At 61.7% G+C, this 15,009-nt stretch carries 14 protein-coding genes; 6 read left to right on the top strand and 8 right to left on the bottom strand.

Features of this window, described 5'->3' with window-relative positions:
* Positions 1–149 precede the first annotated feature (149 nt).
* Positions 150–1,706, top strand: coding sequence for an acetolactate synthase large subunit (locus RAS12_RS29110; protein WP_306943911.1), 1,557 nt, complete (start codon positions 150–152; stop codon positions 1,704–1,706).
* Here the strand turns inward: RAS12_RS29110 and RAS12_RS29115 are convergent.
* From RAS12_RS29115 to RAS12_RS29145, 7 genes are all read right to left on the bottom strand, one after another.
* Positions 1,703–2,413: an ABC transporter ATP-binding protein gene (locus RAS12_RS29115; RefSeq protein WP_306943913.1), complete on the bottom strand. Its 711-nt coding sequence runs from the start codon at positions 2,411–2,413 to the stop codon at positions 1,703–1,705. The genes RAS12_RS29110 and RAS12_RS29115 overlap by 4 nt on opposite strands.
* A complete protein-coding gene (locus tag RAS12_RS29120) occupies positions 2,410–3,186 on the bottom strand; it encodes an ABC transporter ATP-binding protein (protein ID WP_306943915.1) in 777 nt (258 codons plus the stop codon). The genes RAS12_RS29115 and RAS12_RS29120 overlap by 4 nt, the downstream gene beginning before the upstream one ends.
* Positions 3,179–4,240, bottom strand: a complete 1,062-nt coding sequence (locus RAS12_RS29125) for a branched-chain amino acid ABC transporter permease (protein WP_306943916.1) — start codon at positions 4,238–4,240, stop codon at positions 3,179–3,181. The genes RAS12_RS29120 and RAS12_RS29125 overlap by 8 nt, the downstream gene beginning before the upstream one ends.
* A 2-nt stretch (positions 4,241–4,242) precedes the next feature.
* Entirely contained in the window at positions 4,243–5,124 is an 882-nt protein-coding gene (locus RAS12_RS29130; protein ID WP_306943917.1) for a branched-chain amino acid ABC transporter permease, read from the bottom strand.
* A 15-nt stretch (positions 5,125–5,139) separates the two neighbouring features.
* A complete protein-coding gene (locus tag RAS12_RS29135) occupies positions 5,140–6,300 on the bottom strand; it encodes an ABC transporter substrate-binding protein (RefSeq protein ID WP_306943918.1) in 1,161 nt (386 codons plus the stop codon).
* A gap of 85 nt (positions 6,301–6,385) precedes the next feature.
* On the bottom strand, positions 6,386–7,945 hold the full coding sequence (locus RAS12_RS29140; RefSeq protein WP_306943920.1) for a benzoate-CoA ligase family protein: 1,560 nt from the start codon (positions 7,943–7,945) through the stop codon (positions 6,386–6,388).
* A 70-nt stretch (positions 7,946–8,015) separates the two neighbouring features.
* Positions 8,016–8,492 (bottom strand): DUF4863 family protein, encoded by a 477-nt coding sequence (locus RAS12_RS29145; RefSeq protein ID WP_306943922.1) that lies wholly within the window; start codon positions 8,490–8,492, stop codon positions 8,016–8,018.
* Between the two features lie 177 nt (positions 8,493–8,669).
* On the opposite strand from RAS12_RS29145, the gene RAS12_RS29150 reads away from it, so the two are divergent.
* The 5 genes from RAS12_RS29150 to RAS12_RS29170 all read left to right on the top strand — a co-directional run bounded on the left by RAS12_RS29150 (position 8,670) and on the right by RAS12_RS29170 (position 14,762).
* Positions 8,670–9,578 carry a helix-turn-helix transcriptional regulator gene (locus tag RAS12_RS29150; RefSeq protein WP_306943925.1) on the top strand — a complete coding sequence of 303 codons (909 nt, stop codon included), beginning with the start codon at positions 8,670–8,672 and terminating at the stop codon, positions 9,576–9,578.
* Between the two features lie 204 nt (positions 9,579–9,782).
* Positions 9,783–11,441, top strand: a complete 1,659-nt coding sequence (gene boxC, locus RAS12_RS29155) for a 2,3-epoxybenzoyl-CoA dihydrolase (RefSeq protein WP_306943927.1) — start codon at positions 9,783–9,785, stop codon at positions 11,439–11,441.
* A 63-nt stretch (positions 11,442–11,504) separates the two neighbouring features.
* Complete coding sequence (boxB, locus tag RAS12_RS29160) at positions 11,505–12,932, top strand: benzoyl-CoA 2,3-epoxidase subunit BoxB (RefSeq protein ID WP_306943929.1); 1,428 nt, start codon at positions 11,505–11,507, stop codon at positions 12,930–12,932.
* Between the two features lie 56 nt (positions 12,933–12,988).
* Entirely contained in the window at positions 12,989–14,230 is a 1,242-nt protein-coding gene (gene boxA / locus RAS12_RS29165; RefSeq protein WP_306943931.1) for a benzoyl-CoA 2,3-epoxidase subunit BoxA, read from the top strand.
* An 88-nt stretch (positions 14,231–14,318) separates the two neighbouring features.
* Positions 14,319–14,762: a MaoC family dehydratase gene (locus tag RAS12_RS29170; protein ID WP_306943933.1), complete on the top strand. Its 444-nt coding sequence runs from the start codon at positions 14,319–14,321 to the stop codon at positions 14,760–14,762.
* 7 nt (positions 14,763–14,769) lie between these two features.
* On the opposite strand, the gene RAS12_RS29175 is transcribed toward RAS12_RS29170, so the two are convergent.
* Positions 14,770–14,976 carry a hypothetical protein gene (locus RAS12_RS29175; RefSeq protein WP_306943935.1) on the bottom strand — a complete coding sequence of 69 codons (207 nt, stop codon included), beginning with the start codon at positions 14,974–14,976 and terminating at the stop codon, positions 14,770–14,772.
* Positions 14,977–15,009: the final 33 nt, after the last annotated feature.

Raw genomic sequence — 15,009 nt, forward strand, 5'->3', positions numbered from 1 at the left:
GCATGATTCCGGCAGGCGGAACGCGATGGGAATGGTTCCATGTCGCCGAGCTGAAATGGCTCTACCGCGTTTTTGATACGCTACCTATCATGCACAACAGGCAGGCGCGAATGCGCCTGCACCGCCATTGATAACGACTAGGGAAAACCATGAACGGCGCTGATAGTCTTTGCGATACCTTGCTTGCCAACGATGTGGACGTCTGCTTTGCAAATCCCGGCACCTCGGAAATGCACTTTGTTGCGGCGTTGGATCGCAAGCCCAAGATGCGCTGTGTGCTGGGTCTGTTTGAAGGCGTGGTGACGGGCGCCGCCGACGGTTACGCCCGCATGGCTGACAAGCCCGCCGCCACCTTGCTGCACCTGGGACCGGGCTTGGGCAATGGATTGGCCAATCTGCACAATGCCAAGCGCGCCCGCACTCCCATGGTCAATATCGTGGGCGATCACGCGACCTATCACGTGCAATACGACGCGCCGCTGACCAGCGATGTTGAAGGCGTCGCGCGTCCCATGTCGCATTGGGTCAAACGCACAATGACGGCGGCAGCCGTGTCTGCCGACGCTGCTGAGGCCATCGGCATGGCACGTCAGTCGCCGGGCAATATCGCAACCCTGATCCTGCCGGCAGATACCGCGTGGACGGATCTGCCTGACGGGTCCGTGCCTGTCCAGGTCAAGGACGCAGCCCTGACACAGACCAGCGCGGATGCCGTGCGCGCTGCTGCTGCCGCCATCCGCTCTGGCGAAGTGACGGTCTTGATGTTGGGCGGCGCCGCGCTGCGCGAGCGTGCGTTGAACGCCGCCGGCCGCATTGCGCGCGCCACCGGCGTGCGATTGATGTCCGAGACCTCGAATCGCCGTATCGAACGCGGTGGTTCGCGTACGCCGGTTGATCGTCTGCCGTACCCCATCGATCTGGCAGTGGCCAAGCTGAAAGACGTGAAACACCTGGTGCTGGCGGGCGCCAAGGCCCCCGTGGGTTTCTTTGCCTATCCTGGCAAGCCCAGCCTGCTGGCCCCGCCCGACAGCAACAAGGTGGTACTGGCCTCGGCCGAACAAGATCTGGCGCATGCGCTGGAATGGCTGGCTGACGAACTGGGCATTGCTGCCGACGCGCCGCGTCTGGCCACCCCCGCCGCCACCTACGATGTGCCGCAGACCGGCAAGCTGACGGGCGCCGCCGTGAACATTCTGGTCGCGCACACCTTGCCCGAACAGGCCATCGTCTGCGATGAGTCCATCACCCAGGGGCGCGAATTTCCGATCTACAGCGCCAGCAGCGCGCCGCACGACTGGCTGATGTTGACAGGGGGCGCGATTGGAATCGGCCTGCCGATGGCGACAGGCGCGGCCGTCGCCTGCCCGGATCGCAAGGTGATCACCTTGCAGGCCGACGGCAGCGGTATGTATACCTTGCAAGCCTTGTGGACCCAGGCGCGCGAGAACCTGAACTGCCTGACGGTGATTCTGGCTAATCGTTCTTACGCCACATTGCATGGCGAAATGAAGAACGTTGGCGTGCAGGAACCGGGCCGCAACGCCCGCCGCATGCTGGATCTGGAAGAACCCTACCTGGACTGGACGCACCTGGCCCGTGGCATGGGTGTGGAAGCCGTCAGCGTGGATACGGTTGAAGGCTTTGCGCGCGCGCTGCAAGAGGGTCTGAAGCGCCGTGGCCCGTTCCTGATCGAAGCCTTGATCTAAACGCCCAGATAGCGCGTCAGCTGCTCGGGTTGCCGGGCCAGCGACGCGCTATCTCCGTCTTGCACAATCAGTCCTTTCTCCATCACCAGGCAGCGGTCGGTGTGATCCAGCACCGCCCGGTAGTTGCGGTCCACGATCAACGTGGACATGCCGGTTGCGCGGATCTGGCGGATGATCTTCCAGATCTCCGCCACGATCAACGGCGCCAGCCCTTCAGTGGCTTCATCCAGAATCAGCAGATCGGGGTTGGTCATCAGCGCCCGGCCGATGGCCAGCATTTGCTGTTCCCCGCCCGATAATTGCTGCCCTCCGTGGTTCAGCCGTTCGCGCAGCCTTGGAAACGTGTCCAGCACCCGTGCATAGGTCCAAGCCTGTTTGCCGCGCAGATCCGGCCGCGCTGCGACTTGCAGGTTTTCGCGGACATTCAGATTGGGAAAAATGCCCCGGCCTTCGGGCACGTAGGCCACGCCGGAGCGCGCCACCACATGCGGCTGCGCATGGGTGCAATCGCGGCCGCTGATCCGTACGTGGCCGCGCGCGCTTTTCACGTGACCCATCAGACTGCGGATCAGCGTGGTTTTGCCCATCCCGTTGCGTCCTACGAGTCCGATGGATTCACCGGGCGCGATGTGCATGTCGATACCGCGCAGCACATGGCTGGCGCCGTAATAGACGTGCAGTCCGTTTGCTTCGATCAGCGCATTCATGCGTTGGCTCCTTGTGCATGGCCGTGCGTGTCGTCGCCCAGATACGCGGTGCGCACGTCGGCGTTGGCCCGGATGTCCGTTGGCGTGCCGCTGGCAATCGCGGTGCCATTGACCATGACCGTGATGGTTTCGGCAATGCGGAACACCGCGTCCATATCGTGTTCCACCAGCAAGATGGCATGGCCAGATTTCAGGGTTTGCAGAAGATCCAGAATGCGGTCTGTTTCTTCAGGTCCCATTCCGGCCAGCGGCTCATCCAGCAGCAGCACCTGCGGTTCGCCTGCCAGGCACATGGCGATCTCCAACTGGCGTTTGCGGCCGTGCGGCAGCAGGCCAGCGATGCGAGCCGCGTCATCCGCCAGACCTGTGCGCTCCAGCGCGTGACGCGCCAGTTCGGCGCTGCGGCGGCAATCAGACGCCGGGCGCCACCAGTGCCAGAATCGCTGCCGGCCTGCCTGGGCGGCTAGCCGGCAATTTTCAAACACGCTCAGTTCCTGAAACAAGGTGGAACGCTGATAGCTTCGGCCCAGCCCCGCCCGTGCGCGTTCAGGTTGCCGCCACGCGGTGATGTCGCGATCGCCCAGCGTGACCTGGCCGCTGCTGGGCGCCAACTCGCCCGACAGGATGTTGATCAGCGTGGACTTGCCCGCGCCGTTGGTCCCGATGACGGCATGCACCTGTCCGCGCAACAACCCCAGCGAAACGCTATTGACCGCGGTCAGGCCGCCGAAGCGGCGCGTCACGCCGCTGGCCGCCAGCAAAAGATCAGACATGAGGTTCTCCCTGGATGGGCAGGCGGGCAGCGGTTGCCGCGCGGGTTTCTTTCGCGTTGGCGGACGGCGGCGCGTCGCGCACGCCTGCCAGACGCGCCTCACGGCGTTGCCGCCATTGCGCGGGCAAGCCTGCCAGACCATTTGGCAGCAGGGCCACCAGCGCGATGATGGCGATGCCCAATGGCAAATGCCAATGCCGCGCATAGTCGCCGAACAGCTCTTGGGACTGAAACAGTTCTTGCATCAGCACCAGCGCCACAGTGCCCAGCACGGCGCCGCCCAGGCTGGCCATGCCGCCCAGGATCACCATCAGCAGCACCAGGCCAGACTGTTCCCAGGCCAGCAATTCAGGCGTGACAAACCCGTCTTTCAACGCAAACAGAAAACCCGCCAGGCTGGCCAGTGTGGCGCCCACGACATAGGCGGTGAGCTTGTAGGGATAGGTCGAATAACCGGCGGCGCGCATGCGCTGTTCATTGATGCGGATGCCAGCCAGCGCCGCGCCGAAAGGCGAGCGCCGCAACAGCGCCAGAAACCCCCAGGTGAACGCCAGGCAGGCCAGCACAAAATAATAAAACGTCGTGGCCTTGCTCAGGTCGAAGGGCATCCATCCGGCAATGGCAAGCTCTGGCCTGAAGTACAGATAGATGCCGTCGCTGCCGCCGCCCACTTTGGTGTCGTGAAAGACGTAGTACGCCATTTGCGCAAAGGCCAGCGTCACCATGATGAAGTACACGCCTTTCGTGCGCAGCGCCAACGCGCCGGTCACCACGGCGTAGACGGCCGCCGCCAGCAAGGCGGCGGGCAGCAGCCACCACAGGCTGGCCGCTTCTGATTCGGGTGACAGCAAGGCCGCCGCATACGCGCCTATGCCGAAGAAGGCGGCATGGCCCAGGCTGACCAGCCCCGCGCCGCCCACCAGCAATTGCAGGCTTAACGCGAAGATCGCGTAGATCATGATCTTGATTGCCAGACCGGTGTAGTAGTCGCTGCCGCTCCAGGCAAAGGTGGCCAGTGCCAAGAGCGCCGCAAAAGGCAGAAATCGATTCAGCATGGTCAGCCCTGTTTGAACAGCCCTTCGGGCTTGCAAAGAAGAATGAAGGCCATCAGCAGGTAGACCAGCACGCCTGCGGCGGAAGGGAATAACACTTGTCCAAAGGTCTCGACAATGCCGACCAGCATGGCCGCCAGAAACGCGCCGCGAATGGAGCCGATACCGCCGATGACCACCACCACAAAACAGATGATCAGCACGCCATTGCCCATCCCGGGATACACGGACGACACGGGCGCGGCAATGGTGCCCGCCAATGCCGCCAATGCGACACCGGCTGCAAACACCAGCCGGTACAGCTTGTTGATGTCTATGCCCAGCGACCCGATCATTTCGCGATTGCTGGCGCCTGCGCGCAACATCATGCCCAGCCGTGTGCGTGAAATGATCCAGTACAGCAGCAACGCGACGGCGATGCCGACGGCCGAGATGAACAACCGATAGACCGGATACGTCATCACGCCACCCAGCGAAATGCTGCCTTGCAGCCAGGCGGGCAGGGGCACGCCGTGTACGTCGTTGCCGACCAGGATGCTGCGCAGTTCCTCAAAAACCAGAATCAGGCCATAGGTCATCAGCACCTGCTGCAAATGATTGCGGTGGTACAGATAGCTGAAGAACGCGGCTTCCAGAAAATATCCCAGCACGCCAGCCAGCAGTACACAGACAATCAGCGTGGCGACGAAACCGCCGCCCAGCCAACGGTCCACCAGCGGCCCCAGCGCAAACGCCATGTAGGCGCCGATCATGTAGAAGCTGCCATGGGCAAGATTGATGATGCCCATGATGCCGAAGATCAGGGTGAGTCCGCTGGCCACCAGGAACAGCAGCAAGCCATACTGGAAGGCGTTCAGGCTTTGGATAAGAAGGATGCTGATGTCCATGGGGCCTCCTTGCGATCAGAGCTTGCAGCCGCGGGCCGGATCGGCCAGTTTTTTTACGGCGACTTCCACGACCTTGTTCTCAAGGCCGTCGACGCGGCGCAGGTAGATGTCCTGCACGGGGTTGCCGGCTGCGGACAAGGTGAAGGGGCCACGCGGGCTATCGACCGTGGCGCTGCGCATGGCGCTGCGGAAAGCCTCCTTCTTGGCGAAGTCGCCCTTTACCGCAGTCAGCCCCGATTGCATCAGTTGCGCGGCGTCATAACCCTGCACGGCGTACACGTCTGGCTGCGCGTTGTATTGCTTGGCATAGTCGGCGCGAAAGGCGTTGTCGCGCGGGGTGTTCAATCCGTCGGCGTAATGCAGCGTGGTTAACAGGCCTTGCGCGGAGGCGCCTTGAGCCTGCAAGGTGCCGTCGGTCAGGAAGCCTGAGCCGTACAGCGGAATCGTTTTATCCAGGCCCGCTGCGTGATAGTCCTGCACGAACTTCACGGCGCCGCCGCCAGCAAAGAACGTGAACACCATGTCGGGCTTGAGCGCCGCGATCTCGGTCAGCAGCGATTGGAATTCCACGTTGGGGAACGGCAGGCTGAGTTCTTTGACGACTTTGCCGCCGGCCTTCTCAAAACCTTCTTTGAATCCGCCCACGGCTTCGTCGCCCGCTGCGTATTTCCAAGTGATGGTGACGGCGGTCTTGTGGCCTTTGTTGTAAGCCACCGGCCCCATGGCATAGGCAGGTTGCCAGTTGGTGAATGATGTGCGGAAGATGCCCGGGCCGCACAAGGGGCCCGTGATGGCGTTGGCGCCCGCGTTGGTGACGATCAGCGTGGTGTCGCTGTCCTTGGCGGATTTGGCCAGCGCCATCGCCACGCCGGAGTGCACCGTGCCGATCAACACATCGACCTGATCCCGCTTGATCAGCCGATTGGCATTCTCTGCCGCTTTGGCGGGATTGGATTCGTCATCGACCTTGAAGTATTCAATCTCGCGCCCGCCCAGCTTGCCGCCTTGCTCGGCGACGTAGAGCTTGAATCCATTTTCAATCGCAGTGCCCAGTGCGGCAAAGGTGCCGCTATAGGGCAGCATGAAGCCGACTTTGATTTTGTCGGCTGCCTGCGCGCTGCTTGCAGCAAGCATCAAGGCTGCGGTAAGCGCAGCCCGGGTCAGGGCGTGATTCATGGTTTGTCTCCGTGCTTGTTATGGGCTGGCGCAAGCGCAGCCTGGGTGCTCGCGCTGGCCGCGGGCGCGGCCGGCGCGGATAGGGTCACAGCGTTGACTCTTCCAGTTGCCGCAGCCGGAACCGCTGGATTTTTCCGGTAGCGGTCTTGGGCAGTTCTTCTGTGAAATTGATCTGGCGCGGATACTTGAAGGGGGCCAGCCGTTGCTTCACGTAGCTCTGCAAGGCGGCGCCCGTCTGCGCGTCCGGTTCAAAGCCTGGGCGCAGCACAACATAGGCTTTGGTTTTGACCAAACCATCGTGGTCTGGCACGCCGATCACGGCGGCTTCCAGCACGGCTTCGTGCTGCACCAGGATGTTCTCGACTTCAACGGGCGACACATACTGGCCGCTGACTTTGATCATGTCGTCGCTGCGGCCAGCGTAGGTGTAGTAGCCGTCCGGGTCGCAGGTGTATTTGTCGCCGCTTTTGAGCCAATCACCCAGAAAGCATTGGCGCGTTTTGTCGCGATTGTTCCAGTACATCAGCGCCGCGCTGGGGCCTTTGATGTAGAGGTCGCCAATCGTGCCTGCGGCGACCAGCGCGCCGTTGTCGTCCCGCAATTGCACTTCGTAGCCCGGTACCGGTTTGCCGGTCGTGCCGTAACGCAATTGCCCGGTCTGGTTGGAAATGAAGATATGCAGCATTTCGGTGGAGCCGATGCCATCCAGAATTTCACAGCCGAAATGCCGCGTGAAGCGTTCGCCGATGTCGCGGGGCAAGGCCTCGCCAGCGGATGTGCAGACCCTGAGCGCCACCTGGTCGCGTGGCGGAAGATCGGTCGAGGCCAACATGCTGGCGTACAGCGTTGGCACGCCATAGAACACGGTGGGACGGTGCCGGGTCAGCCGTTGGAACACCGCCTGCGGCGTGGGCCGTTCACCCATCAGAATGACGGTAGCGCCCACCGACAGCGGGAACGTCAAGCCGTTGCCCAGGCCATAGGCAAAAAACAATTTGGCGGCCGAGAACACCACATCGTCTTCGCGGATGCCCAGCACTGGTTTGGCATACAGCTCGGCCGTGTGCCACAGGTTGCCATGCGTATGGACCACGCCTTTGGGTTTGCCTGTGGAACCGGAGGAATACAGCCAGAAAGCGATCTCGTCGGACAAGGTGCGCACGGCAGGCGCCAGCGGCGCGGCGGCCAGCAAGGCTTCGAAGTCCAAAGCGTGGGCGGGCAGGGGAGTGACGGCTTGGGACACCACCAGATGCTCGACGTCAGTGGCCGCCTGCGTCAATGCGGATTGCAGCGTGGGTAGCAACGCGCCCGAAACAAACACGGCGCGCACGCGGCTGTGCGCCACGATGTAGGCGTAGTCGTCTGCGGTCAGCAGTGTATTCACGGCGACCGGCACTACCCCGGCATGCAGCGCGCCCAGAAACACCACGGGCCAGTCCGCCGTGTCTTGCATCAGCAGCAGAATGCGTTCTTCGCGGCGCAGCCCCAACTGACGCAAAGCGCCCGCCATACGCGCCACGCGCTCGGCCAGTTCGCCATAGGTGAGCTGGCGCGTGTCGTCGATATAAGCCGTTTTGGCGGCGCGTGGCGCGTTCAGCGCGGCCAGATAACTGGCAAAGTTCAGTTCGGCGGGGCAGGCGTTCACGGTTGTCTCCTGTTGTCCTGGGGGCGGGCCACGGCTGTAGTTGTTATCGCCTGACCGTCTTTTTTTGGGGCTAGCTGTCTGGCCGGGTGAACTCGATGGCGCCGCCGGGCAGCAGGTACAGCACCAGGGCGCGGCCGTGGGTGACGGTGGGGCGGTGGGCGCTGCCCGGGCCGTAGACCAGCCAGCCGGCGCCATGGCCATCGAAGCGGGCATCTGCGGTCAGCGGCATGATCAGGTCGATCTCGCCATTGGGATGGGCGTGCTGCGGGCCGGCCAGGTCGTCCATGTCGACGACGTCCACGGAACAATCCGCCAGGTCTGGGGCGGGTTTGATGACACGGCCATAACGAATGCCGCCGCCTTCCCGGTTGCACATCCAACCGTCGGCCACGCCCTGCCTACAGGCGGCAAAGATGTTTTGGTACAGCGCGCTGTCCGGACCGGCATCGCGGTTTAGACGGGCCGCTAGCCCATCATCCAGCGTTTGACCGGCGACAAGGCGCATCGCTTCGCGCATCAGGGCATGGAATTGATCTGGCGTGCTCACCGGGACTCCTCCTTTACACTGTCGGCGCTTTAGATGCGAGATGAATTGAGTGCTGTTTTTTTGCACATCAGCGCCATGGACCTGCTTGGAGGAAAAATAGTGCTTCCAAAGGTTTGGGTCAAGCACTATAGTGCATAAAACAGGGCTTATCAGGGTATTTGCGGAGTCAGCCAAAACATGAATCAAGCGCTAGACGCGGCGCCAACCGAACCCAGGCGGGAAGCTTTCCTGGTGGCATTGGGCGAGCGGGTGCGCCGCTTGCGGGCTATCCGCGGCATGACGCGCAAGAGCCTGTCGCAGGTGACCGGCGTGTCCGAGAGGCATCTGGCCAATCTGGAACATGGGGTCGGCAACGCGTCGATCCTGGTGCTGTTGCAAATCGCGCGTGCCTTTAACTGCGCGCTTGCCGAACTGGTGGGCGACGTAACGACCGAGTCGCCCGATTGGCTGTTGATTCGCGAACTGCTTAGTGGCCGCACCGAATCTGATTTGCAGCGCGCCCGTGAAGCCCTGACCCAACTGTTTGGCGTCGGCGCCGGTGCGCAGCGCCCCAATCGCACGCAGCGCGTCGCGCTGATCGGGTTGCGTGGGGCAGGCAAATCGACGTTGGGTCAGATGCTGGCCGACGATCTGGGTTATCCCTTTGTTGAGTTGAACCGGGAAATTGAGCGCGTCGCCGGCTGCAGCATTCTGGAAATCCACAATCTGTATGGCCCTAACGCCTACCGCCGCTATGAGCGCCGGGCGCTGGAAGAGGCGGTGCAGATCTATCCGGAAATGGTGCTGGCCACACCGGGCGGGCTGGTTTCAGAGCCAGCCACCCTGAATCTGTTGCTGGCGCATTGCTACACCGTGTGGCTGCGCGCCACCCCGGAAGAGCACATGGGCCGCGTCATGGCGCAGGGCGACTTCCGGCCCATGTCGGGCAACAACGAAGCCATGGCCGACCTGAAACGCATCCTGGCCGGACGTGAAGCTTTTTACGCCAAGGCTGATCTGACCTGGATCACCAGCAACCTGGAAGTTCAAGAAAGCTTTGCCGGTTTGCGCACTCAGGTTCGCAAGGCCTGCGGTTTGCCGCTGTAAGCAACGCCGCTTCTCGTTCTGCTTGAAATGCCGCCTTGGGTTCCAGGCGGCATTTTTCATTGGGCGGCTGACGCTCGGTGCATCAGAACCTGCACTTTTATGCATGTCTTGCTTGACGACAATTTTCTCCTGCACTAATCTGCACAATAATTCATGTGATGCAGTATTTTTCCTGTCCAGGCAGGGCGTACGAGGAGACACACTATGAGCAGCACCGTCAACCGGGTGGATTTCCGAACCGATCCCGCGCAATACCGCCATTGGCGTCTGACGTTTGAGGGCCCGGTCGCCAAGCTGGCTATGGATGTCGCTGAGGACGGCGGCCTGCGCCCCGGCTACAAGCTCAAGTTGAATTCGTACGACCTGGGCGTGGACATCGAATTGCACGACGCCTTGCAGCGCGTTCGCTTTGAACATCCCGAAGTGCGCACCGTGGTCGTCACCAGCATGAAGGACCGCATCTTCTGTTCGGGGGCCAACATCTTCATGCTGGGTCTGTCCACGCACGCCTGGAAGGTGAACTTCTGCAAGTTCACCAACGAAACCCGTAACGGTATTGAAGACTCCAGCCGCCACAGCGGCTTGAAGTTCATTGCCGCATTGAATGGCGCTTGCGCGGGCGGCGGTTACGAGCTGGCCCTGGCGTGCGACGAAATTCTGCTGATCGACGATCGCTCGTCCGCCGTGGCCTTGCCCGAGGTGCCGCTGCTGGGCGTACTGCCGGGCACGGGTGGCCTGACCCGAGTGACCGACAAGCGCCGGGTGCGGCACGACCACGCCGACATCTTCTGCACCTTGGTTGAGGGAGTGCGGGGGCAGCGCGCCAAAGATTGGCGGCTGGTGGATGACGTCGTCAAACCGGCGCGTTTTGACGACGCGGTGCGCGAGCGCGCCTTGGCCCTGGCGCAAGCGAGCGACCGTCCGGCTGATGCCCAAGGCATCGTGCTGACGCCTTTGCAGCGCAACGAGAGCGCCGACAGCCTGTCCTACCAGTACGTGGATATTCAGCTGGACCGCGACAAGCGGCACGCCACCTGGACCGTGCGCGGTCCGCAAGCTCCGGTCGAGTCCGAACTGGCTGACATTCTTGCCGCAGGCGCTGCCTGGTGGCCCTTGCAGATGGCGCGCGAGCTGGACGACGCCATCCTGTCCATGCGCGCCAACGAACTGGATATCGGCACCTGGATTTTGAAGACCCAAGGCGACGCCGACGCCGTGCTGGCCGCCGACGCCGCGTTGCAGCGGCACGCCGATCATTGGTTCGTGCGAGAAACGGCAGGCATGTTGCGCCGCACCTTGGCGCGTCTGGACGTGACCTCGCGCAGCCTGTTCGCCTTGATCGAACCTGGTTCTTGTTTTGTTGGCACCTTGCTCGAATTGGCGCTGGCCGCCGACCGCAGCTACATGCTGGATAACGAAGACGAATCCGCGCCCGCTCAGATCGCGGTGGGCGAGCGCAACTTCGGCGCCTATCCGCTGGTCAACGGGCAAAGCCGTTTGCAGCGCCGTTTTTATGAAGAGACCGCGCCGCTGGAAGCCGTGCGTGCGCGGGCCGGGCAGCGCCTGTCTGCCACTGATGCACTGGATCTGGGTCTGATCACCTTCGCGCCCGACAGCATCGACTGGGACGACGAGGTCCGCATGATGCTTGAAGAGCGCCGGGCGCTATCGCCGGATGCCTTGACGGGACTGGAAGCCAATTTGCGTTTTGGCGGGAAGGAAACGATGGAGACCCGCATCTTTGGCCGGCTGACCGCTTGGCAAAACTGGATCTTCAACCGCCCCAACGCGGCAGGCGACAAGGGCGCGCTCAAGCTTTACGGCAAGGGCGAGCAGGCGGCATTTGATTGGAACCGGGTCTAAACGGTCCGAAGAAAAAACGCCGCGCCAGAGCGGCCTCCATCCACTAGGAACAGGAGCGAGACAATGTCAGGCATCAACTACACCGATAAGATTCCCAATAACGTCAATCTGTCCGGCGACCGCACCTTGCAGCGCGCGCTGGAACACTGGCAGCCCAACTATCTGCAATGGTGGCAGGACATGGGCCCCGATGGCTCGCACGGTTTTGACGTCTACCTGCGCACCGCCGTCAGCGTGGAACCCGACGGCTGGGCCAACTTTGGTCATGTGCGGATGCCTGACTACCGCTGGGGTATTTTTCTGACGCCGCAAGACGGTCAGCGCAAGATCCATTTTGGCGAGAACATCGGCCGCGACGTGTGGCAGGACGTGCCCGGCGAACATCGCGCCAACCTGCGCCGCATCATCGTCACGCAGGGCGACACCGAACCGGCATCGATTGAACAGCAGCGCCACCTGGGTCTGACCGCGCCGTCGCAGTACGACCTGCGCAATCTGTTTCAGATCAACGTCGAAGAAGGGCGTCATCTGTGGGCCATGGTTTACCTGTTGCATCGCTACTTTGGCCGCGACGGCCGCGAAGAGGCCGATGCGCTGCTGCAACGCAGCTCGGGCGATTCGGACAACCCGCGCATTCTGGGCGCGTTCAACGAGAAGACGCCGGACTGGCTTGCCTTCTACATGTTCACGTACTTCACCGACCGCGACGGCAAGTTCCAGCTGTGTGCGTTGGCGGAGTCCAGCTTTGATCCGTTGGCGCGCACGACGAAGTTCATGTTGACCGAAGAAGCGCATCACATGTTCGTGGGCGAATCGGGCATCTCCCGCGTGATTCAGCGCACGTGTGAAGTCATGAATCAATTGAAGACCGACGACCCGGAAAGCGTGCGCGCCGCCGGCGTCATCGACCTGCCGACCATTCAGCGTTATTTGAACTTTCACTACAGCGTCACCATCGATCTGTTCGGCGCAGACCAATCGTCCAACGCCGCCATTTTCTATGGTTCAGGTTTGAAGGGCCGGTACGAGGAAACCAAGCGCACCGACGATCACCAGCTGAAGAACGACACGTATCGCGTGCTGTCCGTGAACAACGGCAAACTGAACGAGATCGAGGTGCCGATGCTGAACGCCTTGAATGAAGTGCTGCGCGATGACTTCATCCGCGATTCCGTGGCGGGTATCGGTCGTTGGAACAAGGTCATTGAAAAAAGCGGCATTCCTTTCCGTTTGCAGGTGCCGCACAAAGCATTCAATCGTCAGATCGGCACGTTGGCAGGCATCCGCATGTCGCCGGATGGTGAGCTGATTTCCGAATCGCAATGGCAGGCTAATAAAAACAAATGGCTGCCCACCCCGGAAGACCGCGCCTATGTGGCCTCCTTGATGGGGCGTGTGACCGAGCCCGGCAAGTTCGCCAACTGGATCGCGCCACCGGTCATGGGCGTCAACCGCCAGCCGGTGAATTTCGACTACGTTCGTTTCAACTAAGACGGGCCGGCGGCAGCGATGGCGCGCCGCCTGGCCTTTTGTTTGGGTAGACCGCGATGAACGCTCCCTTGCCAAGCGAAGTGCTGAAGCAGCATCTGATCGATCCCGAGATCTGCATCCGCTGCAACACCTGCGAAGAAACCTGTCCAATCGGCGCGATCACCCACGATTCGAATAACTATGTCGTGGACGCCGCGATCTGCAACAGCTGCATGGCTTGCGTGCCGCCGTGCCCCACGGGGTCCATCGACAATTGGCGGTTGATGCTGCGGGTGGAAGCCTACAGCGTGCAAGAACAGTTGGGATGGGATGAGCTGCCCAAGGAAAAAGAGCTGCCGGATGCAATAGCCGAAACGTCCGTTGCCATCGACACCCTGCCGGACGCCGTGTCCGCTGCGGTGCCTGCGGCATTTACCGTGCCGGGATCGTCCGTGCCCCCTTGGTCGGCGGCGCATCCGTACGTCAATCTCTACACGCACAAGGCGCCGATGACGGCGACCGTAGTCGGCAATTACCGCGTCACTGGCGCGGATACCGAAAGCGATATTCATCACATCGTATTGGACTTCGGTGAATTGCCATTTCCCGTGCTCGAAGGCCAATCCATCGGCATCCTGCCGCCCGGCAGCGATGCCCAGGGGCGGCCGCAACACGCGCGGCAGTATTCGCTGGCCAGTCCGCGCGATGGCGAACGCGCTGGCTACAACAACCTGTCGTTGACAGTAAAGCGCGTCACGGAAGACCACGGCGGCACGGCCGCGCATGGGGTGTGTTCGAACTACCTGTGCGATCTGGCCAAGAACGACACCGTGCAGGTCATTGGCCCATTCGGCCATACATTCCTGATGCCAAATCACGCCCGCGCCAACCTCATCATGATTTGCACCGGCACGGGTTCAGCGCCCATGCGCGCCATGACAGAGCGCTTCCGGCGCCGTATCGGCACCGGCGAAAACGGCAAGCTGATGCTGTTCTTCGGGGCTCGCACCGAACGCGAGCTGCCGTACTTCGGACCCTTGATGAAGCTGCCGCGCGATTTCATCGACATCAATCTGGCGTTGTCGCGTGAACCGGGGCAACCCAAACGTTATGTGCAGGACTTGATTCGCGAACGCGCCCCCCAGGTACGTGAATTGCTGTCTGACCGCAATACCTGCATCTATGTCTGCGGTCTGAAGGGAATGGAAGTCGGCGTGCTGGACGCCCTGCGCGAGGTCACGATGCAGTCAGGACAGGATTGGTCTATTCTGCACGATGTGCTGCGCCGTGAAGGCCGGCTGCATTTTGAGACGTACTGAATCCTAAAGCAGAGCGTGACTTAAGCGTGACTGACGTGAAAACGGCGCGCCTTGGCGCGCCGTTGACGTTTGCAGGGGGAAAGCAATAATGAAGTTCGCCGAATTCAAGGACGGCATGCTGATCAAGGCGGGTCCCATGAAGGTGACCGAAGCCGAAATTCTGGAGTTTGCACGCAAGTTCGATCCGCAGTGGTTCCACACCGATCCGCAACGAGCTGCGGAAGGGCGCTGGGGCGGGCTGATCGCCAGCGGCTGGCATACATGTGCCATGGCGATGCGCATGGCAGTGGACGCCGCCCTGCACGATTCCGAATCCTTTGGGTCTCCGGGATTGGGTGAAGTGCGCTGGCGCACGCCGGTGCGTCCTGGCGACACGCTGCGTCTGGAAGCGCGGGTGCAGGGCGCGCGCACCTCGTCGTCGCGGCCTGACCTGGGCATCATCACGTGGTACTGGACGGTGATCAACCAGCACGACGAAGGCGTGCTGGAAATGGAAGCGACCAGCTTGTTTGATCTGTCGGGCGAAGACTAAGCGCCGTTCAATTGGCCGACGTCAATGAGTGAATGGCAGGGCAGATGGCCTGATGACATGACATAATGTAACCGTCATTCATCCACTCTTTTGCCCTGTTGAACATGCGCGTCGATTTCGTGAGATTTGCCGTTGTCTTGTTGTTGGCGGCTTGGCCTTTTTCCCATACCGGCGCCGCAGGCGCATCGAATTCCTCAGCATTCAAAGCTTCCAATTATCTCGATGTGGCGCGAGTCCATCGGGGATC

The sequence above is a fragment of the Achromobacter seleniivolatilans genome (genome assembly GCF_030864005.1).
In the GTDB taxonomy this organism is placed as follows: domain Bacteria; phylum Pseudomonadota; class Gammaproteobacteria; order Burkholderiales; family Burkholderiaceae_B; genus Achromobacter; species Achromobacter seleniivolatilans.